This window comes from Caballeronia novacaledonica, assembly GCF_900258035.1.
GTDB lineage: Bacteria > Pseudomonadota > Gammaproteobacteria > Burkholderiales > Burkholderiaceae > Caballeronia > Caballeronia novacaledonica.
In genome coordinates, this window is the sequence record NZ_OGTP01000019.1 from 44,463 (window position 1) to 64,205 (window position 19,743).

The 19,743-nt window shown below is 63.2% G+C and carries 25 protein-coding genes; 7 read left to right on the top strand and 18 right to left on the bottom strand.

Features of this window, described 5'->3' with window-relative positions; translation table 11 throughout:
• The first annotated feature begins 26 nt into the window (after positions 1-26).
• Entirely contained in the window at positions 27-326 is a 300-nt protein-coding gene (locus tag NOV72_RS23290) for a YciI family protein (protein WP_106856920.1), read from the top strand.
• A gap of 33 nt (positions 327-359) precedes the next feature.
• Here NOV72_RS23290 and NOV72_RS23295 read toward each other — a convergent pair whose 3' ends face one another.
• From NOV72_RS23295 to NOV72_RS23315, 5 genes are read right to left on the bottom strand one after another with little or no spacing between them, the layout of a single operon-like run.
• Entirely contained in the window at positions 360-950 is a 591-nt protein-coding gene (locus NOV72_RS23295; RefSeq protein WP_106856921.1) for an SCO family protein, read from the bottom strand.
• Positions 947-1,852, bottom strand: coding sequence for a heme o synthase (gene cyoE / locus NOV72_RS23300; RefSeq protein WP_106856922.1), 906 nt, complete (start codon positions 1,850-1,852; stop codon positions 947-949). Before cyoE ends, NOV72_RS23295 begins: the two co-directional genes overlap by 4 nt.
• A gap of 9 nt (positions 1,853-1,861) precedes the next feature.
• Positions 1,862-2,971: a COX15/CtaA family protein gene (locus NOV72_RS23305; RefSeq protein WP_106856923.1), complete on the bottom strand. Its 1,110-nt coding sequence runs from the start codon at positions 2,969-2,971 to the stop codon at positions 1,862-1,864.
• Positions 2,972-2,995: 24 nt separating this feature from the next.
• Positions 2,996-3,634 carry an SCO family protein gene (locus NOV72_RS23310; RefSeq protein WP_106856924.1) on the bottom strand — a complete coding sequence of 213 codons (639 nt, stop codon included), beginning with the start codon at positions 3,632-3,634 and terminating at the stop codon, positions 2,996-2,998.
• Positions 3,635-3,665: 31 nt separating this feature from the next.
• Entirely contained in the window at positions 3,666-4,409 is a 744-nt protein-coding gene (locus NOV72_RS23315; RefSeq protein WP_106856925.1) for an SURF1 family protein, read from the bottom strand.
• A gap of 125 nt (positions 4,410-4,534) precedes the next feature.
• Between NOV72_RS23315 and NOV72_RS23320 the strand changes: the two genes are divergently transcribed.
• Positions 4,535-4,744: a twin transmembrane helix small protein gene (locus NOV72_RS23320; protein ID WP_061116867.1), complete on the top strand. Its 210-nt coding sequence runs from the start codon at positions 4,535-4,537 to the stop codon at positions 4,742-4,744.
• 195 nt (positions 4,745-4,939) lie between these two features.
• Here NOV72_RS23320 and NOV72_RS23325 read toward each other — a convergent pair whose 3' ends face one another.
• The 8 genes from NOV72_RS23325 to NOV72_RS23355 form a co-directional block, all read right to left on the bottom strand.
• Positions 4,940-5,797: a cytochrome c oxidase subunit 3 gene (locus tag NOV72_RS23325; RefSeq protein WP_106856926.1), complete on the bottom strand. Its 858-nt coding sequence runs from the start codon at positions 5,795-5,797 to the stop codon at positions 4,940-4,942.
• 73 nt (positions 5,798-5,870) lie between these two features.
• Complete coding sequence (locus NOV72_RS23330; protein WP_086972136.1) at positions 5,871-6,074, bottom strand: DUF2970 domain-containing protein; 204 nt, start codon at positions 6,072-6,074, stop codon at positions 5,871-5,873.
• A 4-nt stretch (positions 6,075-6,078) separates the two neighbouring features.
• On the bottom strand, positions 6,079-6,651 hold the full coding sequence (locus tag NOV72_RS23335; protein WP_106856927.1) for a cytochrome c oxidase assembly protein: 573 nt from the start codon (positions 6,649-6,651) through the stop codon (positions 6,079-6,081).
• A 9-nt stretch (positions 6,652-6,660) separates the two neighbouring features.
• Positions 6,661-6,801, bottom strand: a complete 141-nt coding sequence (locus NOV72_RS32565) for a cytochrome oxidase small assembly protein (RefSeq protein ID WP_086972134.1) — start codon at positions 6,799-6,801, stop codon at positions 6,661-6,663.
• Positions 6,802-6,862: 61 nt separating this feature from the next.
• Positions 6,863-8,473, bottom strand: a complete 1,611-nt coding sequence (gene ctaD, locus NOV72_RS23340) for a cytochrome c oxidase subunit I (RefSeq protein WP_106856994.1) — start codon at positions 8,471-8,473, stop codon at positions 6,863-6,865.
• 95 nt (positions 8,474-8,568) lie between these two features.
• Positions 8,569-10,185: a cytochrome c oxidase subunit II gene (gene coxB / locus NOV72_RS23345; protein WP_106856928.1), complete on the bottom strand. Its 1,617-nt coding sequence runs from the start codon at positions 10,183-10,185 to the stop codon at positions 8,569-8,571.
• A gap of 44 nt (positions 10,186-10,229) precedes the next feature.
• The gene (locus NOV72_RS23350) at positions 10,230-10,703 is read right to left on the bottom strand and encodes a DUF2244 domain-containing protein (RefSeq protein ID WP_106856995.1); all 474 of its coding nucleotides are present in this window, start codon (positions 10,701-10,703) and stop codon (positions 10,230-10,232) included.
• A 232-nt stretch (positions 10,704-10,935) separates the two neighbouring features.
• Positions 10,936-11,916 (bottom strand): methyltransferase domain-containing protein, encoded by a 981-nt coding sequence (locus NOV72_RS23355; protein ID WP_106856929.1) that lies wholly within the window; start codon positions 11,914-11,916, stop codon positions 10,936-10,938.
• Between the two features lie 188 nt (positions 11,917-12,104).
• Between NOV72_RS23355 and NOV72_RS23360 the strand changes: the two genes are divergently transcribed.
• Positions 12,105-12,851 (top strand): ComF family protein, encoded by a 747-nt coding sequence (locus NOV72_RS23360; protein WP_245933132.1) that lies wholly within the window; start codon positions 12,105-12,107, stop codon positions 12,849-12,851.
• Between the two features lie 22 nt (positions 12,852-12,873).
• The gene (trmL, locus tag NOV72_RS23365; protein ID WP_106856930.1) at positions 12,874-13,344 is read left to right on the top strand and encodes a tRNA (uridine(34)/cytosine(34)/5-carboxymethylaminomethyluridine(34)-2'-O)-methyltransferase TrmL; all 471 of its coding nucleotides are present in this window, start codon (positions 12,874-12,876) and stop codon (positions 13,342-13,344) included.
• Here trmL and NOV72_RS23370 read toward each other — a convergent pair.
• From NOV72_RS23370 to NOV72_RS23390, 5 genes are all read right to left on the bottom strand, one after another.
• Positions 13,317-13,847: an O-acetyl-ADP-ribose deacetylase gene (locus NOV72_RS23370; RefSeq protein ID WP_106856931.1), complete on the bottom strand. Its 531-nt coding sequence runs from the start codon at positions 13,845-13,847 to the stop codon at positions 13,317-13,319. The genes trmL and NOV72_RS23370 overlap by 28 nt on opposite strands.
• Before the next feature lie 17 nt (positions 13,848-13,864).
• A complete protein-coding gene (locus tag NOV72_RS23375) occupies positions 13,865-14,863 on the bottom strand; it encodes an NAD(P)H-dependent glycerol-3-phosphate dehydrogenase (protein WP_106856932.1) in 999 nt (332 codons plus the stop codon).
• Between the two features lie 28 nt (positions 14,864-14,891).
• A complete protein-coding gene (secB, locus tag NOV72_RS23380) occupies positions 14,892-15,362 on the bottom strand; it encodes a protein-export chaperone SecB (RefSeq protein ID WP_106856933.1) in 471 nt (156 codons plus the stop codon).
• Between the two features lie 65 nt (positions 15,363-15,427).
• A complete protein-coding gene (grxC, locus tag NOV72_RS23385; protein WP_106856934.1) occupies positions 15,428-15,688 on the bottom strand; it encodes a glutaredoxin 3 in 261 nt (86 codons plus the stop codon).
• Positions 15,685-16,110, bottom strand: a complete 426-nt coding sequence (locus NOV72_RS23390; protein ID WP_106856935.1) for a rhodanese-like domain-containing protein — start codon at positions 16,108-16,110, stop codon at positions 15,685-15,687. Before NOV72_RS23390 ends, grxC begins: the two co-directional genes overlap by 4 nt.
• A gap of 182 nt (positions 16,111-16,292) precedes the next feature.
• Here NOV72_RS23390 and gpmA point away from each other — a divergent pair, with 182 nt between their 5' ends.
• The 3 genes from gpmA (at position 16,293) to NOV72_RS23405 (ending at position 19,742) form a co-directional block, all read left to right on the top strand.
• Entirely contained in the window at positions 16,293-17,039 is a 747-nt protein-coding gene (gpmA, locus tag NOV72_RS23395; RefSeq protein ID WP_106856936.1) for a 2,3-diphosphoglycerate-dependent phosphoglycerate mutase, read from the top strand.
• A gap of 267 nt (positions 17,040-17,306) precedes the next feature.
• A complete protein-coding gene (locus tag NOV72_RS23400; protein ID WP_106856937.1) occupies positions 17,307-18,890 on the top strand; it encodes a S41 family peptidase in 1,584 nt (527 codons plus the stop codon).
• Between the two features lie 102 nt (positions 18,891-18,992).
• On the top strand, positions 18,993-19,742 hold the full coding sequence (locus NOV72_RS23405; RefSeq protein ID WP_106856997.1) for a HesA/MoeB/ThiF family protein: 750 nt from the start codon (positions 18,993-18,995) through the stop codon (positions 19,740-19,742).
• Position 19,743: the final 1 nt, after the last annotated feature.

Sequence of the window (19,743 nt, forward strand, 5' to 3'; positions counted from 1 at the left end):
ACTTTCGCGCCGGAGGCAACATCATCATGTACGTCATCAATCTGCGATACACCGGCGCGCTCGCCGAAATCGACGATGCCCTCGACGCCCATCGCGCGTATCTCGAACGCCATTTCGCGGCGGGCAATTTCGTGATCGCAGGGCCGAAGGTGCCGCGCGAAGGCGGCATCATTCTGGCGTCGGGAATCGAACGCGATCGGCTCGATGCAATCATCGCGGAAGATCCGTTCGCGCAGCAGGGACTCGCGCATTACGAGGTCACTGAATTCAAGGCGACGCGGCTCGCGCCCGGCTTGAACCTGCCCGAACCGTCTTCGGACAGCTGAAAATAAAAGTGGCCCGCGCGGGCCACTTTGCAATCAATCGATCAACAGCTTCAGGTCGTGAACCCACGGCTCGACGCCTTGCCCGTCGCGCGCGAAGAGACGCAGCTTGCCGTCCTTGTCGAACACGTAGCTCGCGGCGGTGTGATCCATGGTGTAGTCGCCGGGCGTCTTGCCTTGCGACTTCGCGTAGTACACGCGAAAGTCCTTCGCGACCTGCGCGAGCTGCGCATCGTTCGCCGGACGCAAACCGACATACGACGCGTTGAACGCCGACACATATTGGCCGAGCAGATCAGGCGTGTCGCGCGCCGGATCGACGGTGACCATCAGCACCTGGACGTCTTTCGACTTGTCGCCGAGCTGTTGCATCGCTTGCGAGAGTTCGGCGAGCGTTGTCGGGCACACGTCCGGGCAATGCGTATAGCCGAAGAACAACACGACCGCCTTGCCTTTGAAATCGGCGAGCGTGCGCGTCTTGCCGTGCGTGTCGGGCAGGGAGAAATCGCTGCCGAATTGCTTGTTGCCGGTGATATCGAGATTCTTGAAATCCGGCGCTTTCTCGCACGCCGAGAGCAGCGCCGCGAAAATCAGCAGCGCGAATGCACGACGAAGAACGATCATCATGCGCCGATCACCGTGCGCACGTAATGATCGACGAGCAGCGCACCGAACAGCAGCGACAGATACACGATCGAATAGCGGAAAGTCTTGCGCGCGAGCATGTCCGAATAATCGCGATACATCTTCCACGCATAGCCGATGAAACCCGCGCCGAGCGCAATCGCGCTCGCGAGATACACGACGCCGCTCATGCCGGAGATGTAGGGCATCAGCGTCACTGCGAACAGCACGAGCGTGTACAGGAAGATGTTGAGCAGCGTGTATTTCTCGCCGTGCGTGACGGGAAGCATCGGCAGGCCGGCGTTCTCGTAGTCCTTGCGGCGATACAGCGCGAGCGCCCAGAAATGCGGCGGCGTCCAGACGAAGATGATCAGCACGAGAATCCACGCGTCGCCGGGCACCGTGCCCGTCACCGCGGCCCAGCCGAGCGCGGGCGGCATTGCGCCGGACGCCCCGCCGATCACGATGTTCTGCGGCGTATAAGGCTTGAGCAGCAGCGTGTAGATGACCGCATAGCCGACGAACGTGGCGATGGTGAGCCACATCGTGAGCGGATTCGTGAACGTGTAGAGCGTCCACATGCCGATTCCGCCGAGCAACGCGGAGAACGTGAGAATTTGTGTTGGCGTGATCTGCCCGCGCGCCGAAGGACGCCACGCGGTGCGGCGCATCTTCGCATCGACTTTTTGCTCGACGAGACAATTGATTGCAAATGCCGCGCCGGCCAGCAACCAGATGCCGACAGCGCCGCCGATCAGCTTGTCCCATGGCACCATGCCGGGCGTGGACAGGAACATGCCGATAACGGCGCAAAACACGGCAAGCTGCGTGACGCGCGGCTTTGTCAGCGCGAGATATTGCGAAGCGCGGCTGCCGAGTGGGGAATTGAGTGTCGTGCTATCCATGATGTGGAGTCACGCTGAAACGACGTCGCGCGCGGGAACTGCGGCGCGGCCGGGACGGCTGGAAGAGATTCGAAAGTTTAGCATAACGAGTAGCAGCAACAGGATCGCGGCCCCGCCATTGTGCGCCACCGCGACCGGCAACGGCCATTGCAGCACGATGTTCGACATGCCCGTGAGGAACTGGACGAGGATCATCAACAATACGCCGTTCGCGGGCTTTCGCAGAGATTCGAAACGTCGCAGTCTCGATGCAAGCCAGAGCAGATAAAGCACGACCACGACCGCGAACGTTCGATGCGTCCAGTGAATCGCGACGAGCGCGTCCTGCGAGATCACGTCGCCGTCGCCGGTCATGCCGAGCGCGCGCCACAGATGAAAGCCATGCTCGAAGTTCATCGGCGGAATCCATTGCCCGTTGCACAGCGGGAAGTCCGTGCACGCCAGCACCGCGTAGTTCGTGCTGACCCAGCCGCCGAGCGCGATCTGCACGACGAGCAGCAGCAGCCCGAAAACCGCGGCGGGCATCCAGCGCGCGGCGGCCGAATCGAGCGACGGAATCGGCGTCATGCGCGCCGCGAGCCATCCGAGCACGCCGAGCAGCGCGAGGCCGAGCAGCAAGTGCGTCGTGACGATCACCGGTTGCAGCTTGAGCGTGACCGTCCACGCGCCGAACGCGCCTTGCAGCAGGATGAGCAGCAGAATGCCGGTCGGCCACCACGGCGATACGTGCAACGGACGTTTCCTGATGCGCGCCGTCCACGCGATGATCACCTGCGCGATGATCAGCACGCCGATCGCCATCGCGAAGTAACGGTGCAGCATCTCGATCCACGCCTTCACCATGCTGACGGGGCCGGTCGGCAGCGCCTGATACGCGGCGGAAATCTGCGCATGCGCGATGAACGGCGACGATGTGCCGTAACAGCCGGGCCAGTCGGGACAACCGAGGCCGGAATCGGTGAGGCGCGTGAAGCCGCCGAACATGATGAGGTCGAGCGTCAGGAACGTCGTCAGCCAGACGAGTTTCCTGAACTTGTTGTCATCAGCCTTCACCCAGAGATACGAAAGCGGCAGCAGCGCAATGCAGATGCCGATCAGACCCAGTTGCAATAAAAACATGCTTTCTTACCTTCAGCCCGCGTTTTAGCCGATACGCGACCACTTGAGAAGCTTCGCCAGATCCGCGTTGATCTTCTTCGGGTCGGGGTTCTTCGGGAAGCGCATCATCAGATTGCCATTCGGATCGACGAGAAAAATGTGATCCGTGAGTTTCGTGCCGCCGTCGACCGGCAGCCACGCCGCGATCGCCTTTTCGTCCGCGACGAGCATGCGCGTGTCCGGTTGCGGATAGGCGGTCTTGATGACGTCGGAGACCGGTTTGTCATCGGTGCGCAGCCAAACGTTCACCACGCGGTCGCGCTCGCCCGATTGCAGCGCGCGCACCTGGCGCATGAAATAGAGGCGCGTCGCGCATTGCTCGTCGCAGTTGCTGCCGTTGACCGTGATCATCAGCCATTTGCCTTCGAGCGACTTGAACGGCACGCTTTGCCCTTTTTCGTCGGTGACGACGAGTTGCGCCGGAATCGGACGCTGCGGGTCGATCAGCGCGCCGTAACTCGACGTGCCGCCCGCCGGCTTGAAAACGTAGTACATCAGATACGACGCGATCACCGGCGCCGCGCAGACCAGCGCGAGCAGCAGGAGCATCCAGCGGCCGCTGATCCAGGAGCCTTTCTTCGCGGTTCGTTGCTGCGCGGCGGCAGTGGAGCGTTGTGATTGCATCGGTATTGAATGTGTCGGTTCGATGGGTGTTTCAGGCGTGGTTCTCGGCTTCGTCGTCGCGATCTTCGGGTTGATCGCCCTTCTTCGCGGCGCGGCGCGCGGCATACAGGCCGAACGCGATAGCCGCAGCCGCCATGCCCCACCACTGGAACATGTAGCCGTAATTGCGCTCGACGCCGAGCGTCGGCGCGGGCCAGTCGCGCACGAGTTTGTCGCCGGTATCGTTCGTCTGCTGGATCACGAACGGCTGGAACGCGAGCCCCGTTTCGGCCGCGTATGACCTGATGTCCAGGTTCTGGCGAATTTCCTTGTGCGCAGCCGATCCGCCGCTGCCCAGCTCGAACGCCTGCGACGCGTTCGCGCGCGCGATGCCCTGCACGTCGACCACGCCCTTCGGCGTTTCATACGGCTCGATGCCCGTGCGGTCCGCCAGGTTGCGCGGCAGCCATCCGCGATTGACGAGCACATAGCCGCCGCCCTCGAGTTTAAGCGGCATCACGACATAAAAGCCCGGCTGGTCGTTATACGGACGATTGTCCAGATACACCACGCGCTCCGGCATGAACTCGCCGCGCGCCTCCACGCGATGAAATTCGATCGACTTGAGCGGCATCGGCTCGACGCCGACTGCCCGCGCAGGCGCGTTCTCGAACGCGACGATCTGCGCGTTGAGCGCTTCTTTCTGATGCGCCCGATCGCGCTGCCAGAAACCGAGCCGCACGGTCACCGCAACGACGATCAGAATCAGCAGCGTGGGCCAGAAACGGATCTTCATGCTGCGAGCCTTACCGCCGGCATGCGGTCGGGCGCTGCACGGCGCAATCCGTCGAGTGAGATAATGAGATGATCCAAATTCATACTGCTCGCTGTAGTTCCTGAGCAAAAACGCTGGCTGGTTTCATGCACATCATCGTTGCTATTGCATTCATCCTTATCATCGGCAGCCTGGGCTCGGCGCTCTACTTCATGATGACCGACCGCGGCAGGACGAAGCGCATGGTCTGGTCGCTCGCGGCGCGCGTCGGACTCTCGATCTCGCTTTTCCTCTTCATCCTGTTCGCGCACTGGATGGGCTGGATCCAGTCGTCGGGCATTCCCATCGGACGATAACCCACCGCGCCGGCACGGCCCTACGAGACGTATTGTCGCGCCGCGGCATAACTTCGCGCCCCTCGAAACGACAACGCCGCCCCTTGAGACATCGAGGGCGGCGTGTTGATCACTGCTTCTTTGCTCTCGGACCGGCGTCGCCGCCGGCCTTGTGTCGCGGACGGCGCACAGCGCGCGCCCGCTTCGATATTCCACTTACAGCCAGTAGACGACGACGTACAGACCCAGCCACACGACGTCGACGAAGTGCCAGTACCACGCCGCGCCTTCGAACGCGAAGTGGTGCTCCGCCGTGAAGTGGCCGCGAATCAGCCGGACCGTCACCACCGCGAGCATCGTGCCGCCGAGGAACACGTGGAAACCGTGGAAGCCGGTCAGCAGGAAGAACGTCGAGCCATACACGCCGGAATTGAGCGTCAGGTTCAGTTCGTTGTAGGCGTGGAAATACTCGTAGCCCTGGCAGAACAGGAAGATCATGCCGAGCAGCACGGTCGCGCCGAGCCAGATGATCGCCTTCTTGCGATGATCTTCGCGCAGCGCGTGGTGCGCCACGGTCAGCGTCGCGCCGGAAGACAGCAGCAGCGCCGTGTTGATGGTCGGCAGCGGCCACGGCACCATCGCGCGGAAATGCGGCACGAGCGCGGCGGGGCCGTTGTTCGGCCACACGGCGGTGAAGTCGGGCCAAATGAGCTTGTAGTCGAGGCTGCCGAGCTGATGCATCGCGATTTGGCGCGCATAGAACAGCGCGCCGAAGAACGCCGCGAAGAACATCACTTCGGAAAAGATGAACCAGCTCATGCTCCAGCGGTACGACACATCGACGCGCTTGCCGTACATGCCGCCTTCGGATTCGGAGATCGCGTCGCCGAACCAGTGCCACAGCACGAACAACACGAACAGCAGGCCGATGAACGTGCCGACCGGCCCGAAGCTATGGCCGTTCACCCACGACGCCAGCGAGGCCAGCATAATCAGCAGGCCAGTTGCAGCCATCACCGGATGCCGCGACGGATGCGGCACGAAATAGTACGGGCTCTCGTTTTGACCGCTCATTGTTGATTCTCCACTTCGATCCAGTTGCTTGAATTTTCTTTTGCCGCCGGCTCGGCTGCCCGGCGGTTTCCGTCTATCCCACTACCGCGCGCACAATCAGCAACAGCACGACGATGAACAGCACCGCCCCGATGACGCCCGCCGCGATCAGATGCAGCGGATTCAACTGCGCCGCATCGCTTTCGAGATCGGCCCGGCGGCGCACGCCGAAGAACGACCAGAACACGGCCTTTACGAGCTTGAGGAAGCCGCCCTTGTTCGGCGTGTCCGCGCTCATGGCGTCATGAACCTTTCGCGACCGACTTCGGCGCGTTCAGCTCGAAGAACGTGTACGACAGCGTGATCGTCTTCACGTCCTTCGGCAGCTTCGGATCGACGACGAACACGACCGGCATGCGCTTGGTCTCGTTCGGCGCGAGCGTCTGCTGCGTGAAACAGAAGCATTCGATCTTCTTGAAAAACTCGGTGGCCTGCTTCGGCGCGTAGCTCGGGATCGCCTGCGCGTTCACCGTGCGACTCTGCTCGTTGGTCACTTCGTACATTACCGTCATCACTTCGCCGGGGTGAATGTCCAGCGCGTTCTGCTCGGGCTTGAACCGCAGCGGGCCGCGCGCGTTCGCGTCGAACTCGATCGAGATCGTGCGCGTCATGTCGACCTGCGTATTCTTCGCCTCGCGCGCGCCCACGTCCTTCTGCACGAGGTTGTTGATGCCGGTGATCTGGCAGATCGCGCGGTACATCGGCACGAGCGCGAAGCCGAAGCCGAACATCAGCGCGGCCACGACGAAGAGCTTCACCAGCATCGACCGGTTGAAGGAACGGTCGACATGCGAATTTTCCTGCTGAGTGGACACGTTGCTTTCCTACCCTCGCGACAACAGGTATTGCCTGACGACGATACCCAGAAAGAAGACGGCGGCAATCAACATCATGATGATTCCGAGCCGCTTGTTGCCCGCGCGAATTTCCTCGGGCGTGCGTCTTTTTTGTGGATTCGGGGCCATGCTTTCCTGACTTTCCGTTCGCGGGGCCTCTCAGTGAAGCCCCGCGAACCGGACAAACGATTTATTCGACCGTCGGCGGATGCTCGAACGTATGGAACGGCGCCGGGCTCGGCACAGTCCATTCGAGGCCTTCCGCGCCATCCCACGGCTTGTCGCCCGCTTTCTCCAACTCGCCGCCGCCGCGATACGTCGGCAGCGCGACCGCGAACAGGAAGTACACCTGCGCGAGGCCGAAGCCGAATGCGCCGATGGTCGCGACCTGGTTGAAGTCCGTGAACTGCGCCGGGTAATCCGCATAGCGACGCGGCATGCCGGCGAGACCCAGGAAGTGCATCGGGAAGAACGTGATGTTGAAGAAGATCATCGACGCCCAGAAGTGGATCTTTCCGCGCATTTCGTTGTACATCCAGCCGGTCCACTTCGGCGACCAGTAGTACCAGCCCGAGAACAGCGCGAAGAGCGAACCCGCCACCAGCACGTAGTGGAAGTGCGCCACCACGTAATACGTGCCGTGCATCTGGATGTCGAGCGGCGCCATCGACAGGATCAGGCCCGTGAAGCCGCCCATCGTGAACACGAACAGGAAGCCGATCGCGAAGAGCATCGGGGTTTCGAAGGAGAGCGCGCCGCGCCACATCGTCGCCACCCAGTTAAACACCTTCACGCCCGTCGGAACCGCGATCAGCATGGTCGCGTACATGAAGAAGAGCTGGCCCGTCACCGGCATGCCGGTCGCGAACATGTGGTGCGCCCACACCATGAACGACAGAATCGCGATCGATGCCGTTGCGTACACCATCGAGCTATAGCCGAACAGCGGCTTGCGCGAGAACGCCGGAATCACCTGCGACACGATCCCGAACGCCGGCAAGATCATGATGTACACCTCGGGGTGACCGAAGAACCAGAAGATGTGCTGGTACATGACCGGATCGCCGCCGCCCGCCGCGTTGAAGAACGACGTGCCGAAGTGACGGTCGAACAGCACCATCGTGATCGCGCCCGCCAGAACCGGCATCACGGCGATCAGCAGGTACGCGGTGATGAGCCACGTCCACGCGAACATCGGCATCTTCATGAGCGTCATGCCGGGCGCGCGCATGTTCAGAATCGTCACGACGATGTTGATGCCGCCCATGATCGACGACGCACCCATGATGTGGACCGCGAAAATCGCGAAGTCCATGCCCGGGCCCATCTGCGTGGAAAGCGGCGCGTAGAGCGTCCAGCCCGCGGCGGTGGCGCCGCCCGGCACGAAGAACGAGCCGACGAGCAGCACGGCGGCGGCCGGCAGCAGCCAGAAGCTGAAGTTGTTCATCCGCGCGAACGCCATGTCCGATGCGCCGATCTGCAGCGGCACCATCCAGTTCGCGAAACCGACGAACGCCGGCATGATCGCGCCGAACACCATGATGAGGCCGTGCATGGTGGTCAGCTGATTGAAGAACTCGGGGCGCATGATCTGCAGGCCCGGCTCGAACAGCTCGGCACGGATGCCGAGCGCCATCACGCCCCCCGAGAGGAACATGATGAAGGAGAACAACAGGTACAGCGTACCGATGTCCTTGTGGTTGGTAGCGAAGAGCCACCGGCGCCAGCTATGCGGCGTCTCGTGCGCATGGTCGTGCGCGTGGTCGTGACCTGCGCCTACATCGTGTCCGATGCTAGACATGACAATCATCTCCTAAAGCGAATACTCGGGGCACTTGGCAATGACGCGTGGCTTTCCGTTGCGATCAGGCGAAGGAAAGCGGCACGCTCGGCACGTCAAGCAGCCGGACTGATTTCCACGCGACGGGCTTCCTTGTTATCGGCGCCGCCGGTGATGGTTTCCGGTTTCTTCAACACGATACGGTCTTCCGGCACGCCCGCCGCCTTCAGCGCGTCGCGCACGGCTTGCGCGCGGCGCTTGGCGAGATCGGCGTTCAGATCGGCGCTGCCGGTCGCATCGGTGAAGCCGGACAGCGCGATCTTCGCGTCCGGATGCGCCTTTGCGTAGGCCGCCGCGGCATCCACCGCGTTCTTTGCGTCGGCGGGCAGCGTGTCCTTGCCCGTCTCGAAGTAGATGCTCGCGGGCAGCCCGGCAGCTTGCGTCGCTTCCGCGCCCGACGATGCGGCCGGCGCGCTCGCTTCCGCCGCAGCCGGCGCGGCGCTCGCCGCTTCAGGCGCCGATGCCGCCGCCGCATTGCCGCCGCCTGCGGGCATCTTGCCCGCCTTGGCGTCGATGACTTGCTTCGGCTGCAGGAGGTCGCCGGTGTGGTTGCCCCAACTATTACGTTCGAACGTGACGACCGATGCGATCTCGACGTCGTTCAGCACGCCCTGCCACGGCGGCATCGCGCCCTTGCCGTGCAGCACGATGTTCAGATGGTCGGCGATCGAGCCGTTCGCGATCTTCGAGCCGTCGAGCGCCGGGAACTGGCCCGCGCCCTTGCCGGTCGGCTGGTGGCAGACCGCGCAGTTCGACGTGTACACCTGCTGGCCGCGCGCCATCAACTCGTCCTTCGTGTAGGTCTTGAGGGGATCGTCCTGGCCCGCGGCCATCTTCTTCTTTTGCGCGTCGACCCACTTCGCGTAGTCGTCGGCCGACAGCACTTCGACCACCACCGGCATGTACGCGTGCTCCTTGCCGCACAGTTCGGTACAGAAGCCGCGGTACGTGCCCACCTTCTCGGCCTTGAACCAGGTGTCGCGCACGAAGCCCGGAATCGCGTCCTGCTTCACGCCGAACGCCGGGACGTACCAAGAGTGCACGACGTCGTTCGCCGTGGTGATGATGCGGATCTTCTTGTCGACCGGCACCACGAGCGGGTTGTCGACTTCCTGGAGATAGAGCGTGGAGATGGGCTTCTGGCCGTTCGTTTCGCTGCGCGGCGTGGAGAGCGTCGAGAGGAAATTGATGCCCTCGCCCGGACCCTTCACGTAGTCGTAGCCCCACTTCCATTGATAGCCGGTGACCTTGACGGTGAGATCGGCGTTGGACGTGTCCTTCATGGCGACGACAGCCTTCGTTGCCGGCAGCGCCATCAGAATGACGATGACGAACGGCACGATCGTCCAGATGATTTCGACGGTGGTGCTTTCGTGGAAATTGGCCGGCTTGAAACCCTTCGACTTGCGATGGACGATCAGCGAATAGAACATCACCCCGAACACGCCAAGGAAAATGACGGTACAGATGATGAGCATGAAGATATGGAGGCCGTAGAGCTCCTCGGCGATCTTCGTCACAGGCTGCTGGAAGTTGATCTCGTTGACAGCAGGACCGCCTGGACTGTTTTCGACCGCCAGGGCCGCGCCGGCGGTGAGCAGTGCGCCTGCCGCCAGCACGCCCGAGAGGGCTCGTTTGATTGTTTTCATAGCATCCTTACCCAAATTTTCCATTCAAACCCTCGACCCCCGTGGCATCGCGCGCCTGCCGGCTCCTCTCAAAGGCGTCTCAGCGACGCCTGCAACTCGGCAGCAAATTGTTTGCGACGATGCTGTGCAAGGTGTTGTCCGATTTTCACCGATTGACCGCGCGATACGATCGTGAGCGGCTCTCTCGGCGTCGCGCCCGCTTCCACCCGCACCCAGCGCGGGTTGAACTCGAACTGCGTCAACTCTTCGGCGTTCATCTGTTCGATCAACAACCGGTTCTGATACAGCCGGATGCGCTCGTAGTCGACGGCATGGCGCGCATAAATCACGAACGCGATGCCCACGACCGTCAACTCGACTCCGGTGAACGGCAGCACCAGCCAGGCGCCATTCAGGAACAGCGGCGTTGCGATTGCCAGCGAAAACAGTGCAAGCGACACGTAGAAGCCCACGAACTGACGCGGCGACACCGAGCAGTTTCGCTTCATCAGCCAGTCCTTGATGACCGGCTCGGACTCCGTCAGCGTCTGGCTGGCTTGCATCGCTGCCTCCATCAATCCGCACGTATTCACATACTTTCGCTCGGATTTTGCCCAAATTTGTGACAACCCAGGCGACAAACTGACGCATTATAGGCGTCTTAAGTGGCATCCACAAGCAAGGGTCGTAACGTCGCAAAGCCAAGCGCCACAAGCTTCTGCGCCTTTTTGACGCACCTTTTTGCACGCTTTTTTCGCGCAAATTTCAGACATAACAAGCGCCCTATTTACCGATTCAGCGTTTCGGTTTCGAGCCTCGTCCGATATCTTCCAGACGCACGATGCCGTGTCCCTCGGCTGTCGTGCGCGGCACCGCTTTCCACGCGTGGCCGTAGATCACTTCGAATGTCAGCGGGATCGCGCCGTCGTCGCGGCGAAGCGCTTCGAGCGCCTGATGCACCGCGCCGCGCACGGCCTTCACGTCCGCGCGGCCCGTGCCGAACGCGCGCTCGAACGGGTAAGCGCCCCAGCGCGTGACGTCGGCGAACAGCGATTCGGGCGATTTGTACGTGATGGTCAGCACTTCCTGATCCATCACCGGAATTTCGAAGCCGCTTTCGACGAGCATGTCGCCGAGATCGTGCATGTCGACGAAATCGATCGTGTGCGGTTGAGGATCGAGCCCGAGCGTGCGCTCGGCTTCGCGATACGCGGCTCTGAGTTCGCGCATCGTGTCGGGGCCGAACGTGCTGAACATCAGCAGGCCGTTCACCTTGAGCACGCGTTGCCATTCAGGAAGAACGACGTCCGGGCGCGGATGCCAGTGCAACGCGAGGTTCGACCACAACAGCTCGAACGCGCCCGGCGCAAACGGCAACTCGGCGAAATCGGCCTGCGCGAGTTGCGGGCCGCGTGCGCCGAACGCCTTCGCGAGCGTCGAAGGAAGAAAGCGGCGCCAGCCCGCGCCGTTGTCGATGTCGGCGAGCTCGGCGGCGCGGGCGCGCGCGAGCATCGCGGACGAAATGTCGACGCCGGTCACCGACGCCTCGGAAAACCGTTCCCGCAGACCGTTCAAGTCCGCCCCGACGCCGCACGCCGCATCGAGGACACGCATCGGCGCGACCTTGATGTATTCGAGACGCTCGCGCATGCGCTCCGCGATTTCGCGTGGCAGGAACGCGACCTCGTCGAAGGCGTCGGCGCGGTCGTCGAAGATCGCGCGCAAACGGCGCGGATCATAGGCCGAACGGCTGGTTTCAGGGGATGTCGGGGACATGTCGATCTTTTTGCGGAGAGTGCGAAGTATACTCGGTCGTCTCGAAAACAACCCATGCGAAGTGCTGATACGAGGCATAAACGCTTCCTGACACGCAACGAATGTGCGTGTTTAGCGCTTCGAGCCGTTATTTTTCCGATCCCGCCGTCATGAAAGCCGACAGCATCCGTCTTCCATTCCAGACGCCCATGGCAGCCCGCGTTCGCGGATTCGCGTCGGCAGCGAAATGGCTTGCCGTTCGCGCGCTGCCGAGTCAGTGCGCGTTGTGCGGCAATTTGTCGCAAAGCCTGCTGTGCAATGGCTGCGACGCGCACTACTGGAACGAGCCGCGTCTGCGCTGCGCGACGTGCGCGCTGCCGCTGTCGGCGTCGACGCTTCGACGTGAACGCGACGATGTGCGCGCGCATTGCGCCGCGTGCCTCGACACGCCGCCCGCGTTCAACGACACGTTCGCGCTCGCCGACTATCGCGCGCCGCTCGATACGCTCGCCGTCGAACTGAAGTTTCGTGCGCGGCTCGCGGCGGGCGGGACATTCGCGCGGCATCTGCACGCGGTTTTCGAGGACAGCGATCTGCCCGTGCCCGACCTGCTCGTGCCGGTGCCGCTGTCGCATGCGCGGCTCGTCGCGCGCGGCTATAACCAGGCGTGGGCCATCGCGCGTCCGCTTGCGCGCATGATGAACGTGCCAGGCGATGCGTCGATCGTCACGCGCTTGCGACATACGTCGGCACAATCGCGGCTGGATCAGGAAACGCGTCGCCGCAACGTCGCGAACGCGTTCGGCGTGTCGGGCGATGTGCGCGGCAAGCATGTCGGCGTCGTCGACGATGTGATGACGTCCGGCGCGACGCTCGACGCCCTCGCCCGCACGCTCAAGCTCGCCGGCGCGCGGCGCGTGACCAATTTCGTGGCGCTCCGTACGCCGAAAGATTAACCACCTTCACTCACAGCAATCCATGTTCAACGTCGTACTCGTCGAACCCGAAATTCCGCCGAACACCGGCAACGTGATCCGCCTGTGCGCGAACACGGGCGCGCGCCTGCATCTGATCGAGCCGCTCGGCTTTCCGCTCGACGACGCGAAGATGCGCCGCGCCGGCCTCGACTATCACGAGTACGCCGAAATGAACGTGCATGCGAACTGGGATGCCTTCATCGCGAAGGAAGCGCCCGACGCCGCGCGCATGTTCGCGTTCACGACGCGCGGCTCGACGCCGTTCTTCGATCACGCGTTCAGAGCGGGCGACTGGTTCGTGTTCGGCGCGGAAACGCGCGGCCTCGCGCCCGCGTTGCTCGAACGTTTCCCGACGGAACAACGCGTGCGCCTGCCCATGCGGCCGGGCAATCGCAGCCTGAATCTGTCGAATACGGTGGCGATCGTGACGTTCGAGGCGTGGCGTCAGGCGGGTTTCGAGGGCGGCGCCTGAGCATCGAGCTCGGCCTGATAAAGCGCGAGCATTTCGTCCTGAAAGCACACGAAGATGACGTGCTCGACGGCGGGCGCGGACGGCAAGGTTTCGATGACCGTCCGCACCGCGATTTGCACCGCCTGTTCCGGCGGGAAGTGATAGATGCCGCAACTGATCGCGGGAAACGCGATCGACGTGCAGCCGGCTTCCTGAGCAAGTTCGAGCGAGCGGCGATAGCAGCTCGCGAGCAGTTCGGGCTCGTTCTTGTGGCCGCCGCCCCAGCGCGGGCCGACGGCATGAATCACATGCGTCGCGGGGAGATCGTGGCCGCCGGTGATTTTCGCGTCGCCGGTTTCGCAGCCGCCGAGCGTCTCACACTCACGCAGCAGCCCTTTGCCCGCCTTTCGATGGATCGCGCCGTCGACACCGCCGCCGCCAAGCAGCGATTGGTTCGCCGCATTGACGATGGCGTCGACCTTCAGCGTGGTGATGTCGGCTTTCAGCGCTTCGAGCTTGGCCATCGCACTCGCACCTCCGGTTACTCGGCTTTTGCGTCCCGGCTGAGCAACGCCTGCACCGCATCGCGCGGCGCCACGTTTTCGAAGAGCACGCGGCATACCGCCTGCGTGATCGGCATCTCGATGCCGCGCGAGTGCGCAAGCCCGAGCACGGCGCGCGCGCACCGCACGCCTTCCGCGACATGGCCCAGCGCCGCGAGGATTTCGTCGAGCGTGCTTCCGCTCGCGAGTTGCTTGCCGACCGTCCGGTTGCGCGACAGATCGCCCGTCGCGGTGAGGATGAGATCGCCCAGTCCGGTCAGACCGTTGAACGTCTCCGCGCGGCCGCCGAGCGCGACGCCCAGACGCGACATCTCCGCGAGCCCGCGCGTGATGAGCGCAGCGCGCGCGTTCAGACCGAGGCCGAGGCCGTCCGAAATGCCGGTGGCGATCGCGAGCACGTTCTTCACGGCGCCGCCCACTTCGACGCCGATCACGTCGTCGCCGGTATAGATGCGCATCGCGCCGTGATGGAACGCCGCGACCGTGCGCGCGTCCAGTTGCGCCGATGTGCTCGCAACCGTCAGCGCGACCGGCAAGCCCTGCCCCACTTCGCGCGCGAAGCTCGGGCCGGACAGCGTGCCGTTGCTGCGATGCCCGGGCAGTTCGGCAGCGACGACTTCATTGGGCAGACATTGCGTATCCGCCTCGAAGCCTTTGCACAGCCAGACGATATGCGCCGGCACGACGCCCGCCTGCCGCATGCCGCGACACAGCGCGCGCAAGCCGGCGACAGGCGTCGCGACGACACACAACGCGTCGTCCGCCGACGCATGGTTGAGCGCCGCGGTGAGATCCGCCTCGAATTCGAGCGCGTGCGGCAACGCCACGCCTTCGAGATAGCGCGTGTTTTCGTGCGTGCGGGAAAGAGATTCGATGAGCGCGCCGTCGCGCGCCCAGAGCTTCGTGTCGTGCCGGGTCGCGAGATGGCCCGCAAGTGCGGTGCCCCACGCGCCGGCGCCGAGAACGGCTACTTTCATGCTCGGCTCCGGTTCGGCAGAGTCGGATTCAGTGCGTCGCGCCGTTCGCCGCGCCTTCCTGCGCGCCGGCCAACTGAGCGATGCGTTGTTCGTACAACGCCTGGAAATTGATTTCCGCAAGGTGGATCGGCGGGAAACCGGCGCGCGTGATCGAATCGGCGATGTTCGAGCGCAGGTACGGGAACAGAATGGTCGGGCACGCGATGCCGACGAGCGGATCGATCTGTTCGGCCGGAATATTGCGGATATCGAAGATGCCTGCCTGCTTCGCTTCGATCAGGAACGCGACCTTGCTCGCGACCTTGGCCGTCACGGTGCCCGTGACCAGCACTTCGAAGACGCTTTCGGCGAGACGGTCGGCCTTCACGTCGACTTCGACTTCGACCGACGGCATTTCCTGCTCGAGAAAGACGGCCGGCGAATTCGGCTGCTCGAGCGACATGTCCTTCAAATAGATGCGCTGGATGTTGAAAAACGGCTGATTGTTCTCGTCGGACATAATGATTTCCTAGGTAATTCGGTATGCGGCGCGTGTTCATGGTCAGACGCGCCGCGAGTGTTTCTTCAGGCGGATTCCAGCAGCGGCACGAGACCGCCTTTGCGGTCGAGCGCGGACAGGTCGTCGTAGCCGCCGACATGCGTTTCGCCGATATAAACCTGCGGCACGGTGCGCCGCCCGGTGCGTGTCATCATTTCCTCGCGCCGGCCCGGCTCACGGTCGATCAGAACCTTTTCGATCGTTTCGACCCCGCGGGACTTTAAAAGACGTTCGGCCATCTGGCAATACGGGCACACGACCGTGCTGTACATCACCACTTTCTTCACTTGACTGCTCCTTGTTTCACCACCGGCATGCCGGCTTTTTGCCAGGCGTCCACTCCGCCTTGCAAAACGTGGACCTCGGCGTAACCCGCCTCGGACACGGCGCGGCTCGCGCGCTGCGATTCTTGACCGGTTTGGCAAACGAGCACGACCGGATTGCTCTTATTCTTCGCGATCTGGCCGATTTTTGCTTGAAGCTCCGCGAATTCGATGTTTCTTGCCTGCGGCAGATGCCCCTTCGCAAATTCCGCGGCGGGCCGCAGATCGACGATCACCGCGTTGCGCCGGTTGATGAGCGTCGTGGCTTCGGCGGCAGAAATGCCACCGCGTCCGCGCCGCGAAATGGCGGGCCAGAGGAGCAGCGCGCCGGAGACGAGCGCGATGACGATGAGTGCGATATTCGTGTAATTGGTGAAAAACTTCACGTCAGGGCCGCCGAAATTGAGTAGGAAGGGAAGAAAGGAGAATTGGGACAATCGGAGCATTATAAAATAACCGTTTCCCGCGATGGCCTCCGCCGTCCGGCCGATGGCGGCACCCCGCCCGCACGTGCAGCATGACGGGGTGCGATCGGCGCACCCGCTTTTTCAACTGACCGACCGAAATCATGTACAAGCTAGTGCTCATCCGCCACGGCGAATCGACGTGGAACAAGGAAAACCGGTTCACCGGCTGGGTCGACGTCGACCTGACCGAGCAGGGCAACCGCGAGGCGCGTCAGGCCGGCGTGCTGTTGAAGGAAGCTGGCTACGCGTTCGACATCGCCTACACGTCGGTGCTCAAGCGCGCGATCCGCACGCTGTGGCACGTGCAGGACGAGATGGACCAGATGTACATTCCGGTCGTGCATTCGTGGCGTCTGAACGAGCGGCACTACGGCGCGCTCGCGGGCCTCAACAAGGCCGAGACGGCGAAGAAGTACGGCGACGATCAGGTGCTCGTCTGGCGCCGCAGCTACGACACGCCGCCGCCCGCGCTCGAACCGGGCGACGAGCGCGCGTCGTACAACGATCCGCGCTACGCGAAGGTGCCGCGCGAGCAGTTACCGCTCACCGAATGCCTGAAGGACACCGTGGCGCGCGTGCTGCCGGTCTGGAACGAGTCGATCGCGCCGGCCATCAAGTCGGGCAAGCAGATCGTGATTTCCGCGCACGGCAACTCGATCCGCGCGCTCGTCAAGTATCTGGACAACATCTCCGATCACGACATCGTCGGGCTGAACATCCCGAACGGCGTGCCGCTCGTCTATGAACTCGACGAAAACCTGAAGCCCATCAAGCACTACTATCTGGGCGATCCGGAAGCCATCGCGGCTGCGCAGGCCGCCGTCGCCAAGCAGGGCAAGGCGGGCTGACGCCGCGTCGCGGGCCGGGCCATGTCCGGTCCCGCGATGCAATCCGTGTCGACGAGGGCGCCGTAAAAAGCGCCCTCGCCGCGTATGACGCGCGGCTGACGGCCGGCCAGCGGCATCGACATAATCGCGTTCGAACGTGCGCAACCTTGCGCTGCGAGGCGTCGAAGCCTCTGGCATTTAAGTTGCGTTTAAGTCGTTATTTGAGACGAGCGGGTATACTGGCCCGTCACCTACGATGCTGCCCATTCGATTCCGACCGCACTCTCTATGCGAAAGAACCTGAAAAATTTCGGCCTGATCGCCGCAGGCGTTGCTGCCGGCGCACTCGCGACACTGCAGATTTCCGCATACGCACAGCAATCCGCCTCCTCGCCGCTGCCGCTCGAACAATTGCGGCTGTTCGCCGAAGTCTTCGGGCAAATCAAGCACGAATACGTCGAACCCGTCGACGACAAAAAGCTCCTCACCGCCGCCATCAAGGGCATGGTGTCGAGTCTCGACCCGCACTCGTCCTATCTCGACAAGACCGATTACGAAGAACTGCAGGAGCAGACCAAGGGTCGCTTCGCGGGCCTCGGCATCGAAATTTCTTCGGAAGACGGACTCATCAAGGTGATCTCGCCGATCGAGGACACGCCCGCGTTCCGCGCCGGCATTCGTCCGGGCGACCTCATCACGCGCATCAACGACAAGCCGGTGCGCGGCATGACGCTGGATAAAGCCGTGAAGCAGATGCGCGGCGAACCGGGCACGAAGGTCACGCTCACGATCTTCCGCAAGAGCGACGACCGCACCTTCCCGCTCACCGTGACGCGCGCCGTGATCCGCGTGCAGTCTGTGAAGATGAAGGTGCCGGAGCCGGGCTACGGCTATATCCGCATCACGAGCTTCCAGGAACGCACGGTGCCCGATCTCGCCGCGAAGCTGCAGGATCTCGCGCGTCAGCAGCCGAATCTGAAGGGCCTCGTGCTCGACCTGCGCAACAACGGCGGCGGCCTGTTGCAGAGCGCGGTCGGCGTTGCGGGCGCGTTCCTGCCGGACAACGCGGTGGTCGTGTCGACCAATGGACAAATCGCGGACGCGAAGCAGACGTTCCGCGACACCTACGACAACTACCGCCTGCCGTCCTTCGATTCCGATCCGCTCAAGAGCGTGCCGGAGATCTTCAAGAAGGTGCCGATGGTCGTGCTGACCAATGCGTACTCGGCGTCGGCTTCGGAGATTGTCGCGGGCGCGCTGCAGGATCATCATCGCGCGCTGATCGTGGGCAAGACGACGTTCGGCAAGGGCTCGGTGCAGACGGTTCGCCCGATGACCGCCGACTCCGCGCTGCGCCTCACGACCGCCTATTACTACACGCCGAGCGGCAAGTCGATCCAGAACCAGGGCGTGCGCCCGGACGTTCCGGTCGATCAATACGCGGACGGCGATCCGGACGACGCGCTCGTCACGCGCGAAGTGGATTACTCGAACCACCTCGCCAACACGCAGGATCCGAACGAGAAGAAGGAGCAGGAACAGCGCGAGGCCGATCGCCTTGAGCAACTGCGCATTCTCGAAGAGCAGAACGACAAGAAGACGCCGGAGCAACGCCGCAAGGATCGCGAGCGCAAGCCGGTCGAGTTCGGCAGCTCGGACGACTTCATGCTCCAGCAGGGGCTGAACAAGCTCGAAGGCAAGCAGGTCGTCGAATCGAAGTCGTACACCGAACGCAAGCTCGCGCAGAACAAGCCGCCGCGTTCGGCATCCGCGCCGGTGGTCGCGCCTCCGGCGCTGCCGGCCACGCCGGGCTCCGCGCCGGCGTCGGGCGCGCAACCGGCTTCGTCGCCGACCGCGCAGCAGTCGAAGTAATTCTCCCGTAGTCCAGCAAAGGCTTCGCAGCGTGACGTTGCGAAGCCTTTTCTCTTTTGCGCGCTTAGAATGCTTCGTTCGAGCAAGCCGATTCTTTCCGCAATGAACGACGATCAACTCCTTCGCTACTCCCGCCATATCCTCGTCGATGAAATCGGCATCGAGGCGCAGGAGCGCTTCCTCGGCGCGCACGCGATCATCATCGGCGCGGGCGGACTCGGCGCGCCCGCGGCGATGTATCTGGCGGCGGCGGGCGTCGGAAAGATCACGCTGGCCGATGCCGATACCGTCGATCTCACGAATCTGCAGCGGCAGATCGTGCACATGACGCGATCGGTCGGAACGCTCAAGGTGGAATCGGCGCGCGAGACGCTGAACGCGCTGAATCCCGGCGTCGAAGTCATCGCGGTGAACGCGCGCGCGGACGCCGCATGGCTCGGCGCCAACGTGCCCGCAAGCTCGGTCGTGCTCGATTGCAGCGACAACTTCGCGACACGCCACGCGATCAACGCGGCGTGCGTCGCGCATCGCGTGCCGCTCGTGTCGGGCGCGGCGCTGCGTTTCGACGGACAGATCAGCACCTTCGACTTCCGCTCGCCGGACTCGCCGTGCTACGCGTGCGTGTTTCCGCCGGACCAGCCGTTCGAGGAAGTCGCCTGCTCGACGATGGGCGTGTTCGCGCCGACCGTCGGCATCATCGGCGCGATGCAGGCGGCCGAGGCGTTGCGCGTGATCGGCGGTTTCGGCGAGACGCTCGCGGGCCGGCTGATGATGCTCGACTCGCTGCGCATGGAATGGAACACGATGAAGATCGCGCGACAGCCCGATTGCCCGGTCTGCCGCGCGCGTTGAA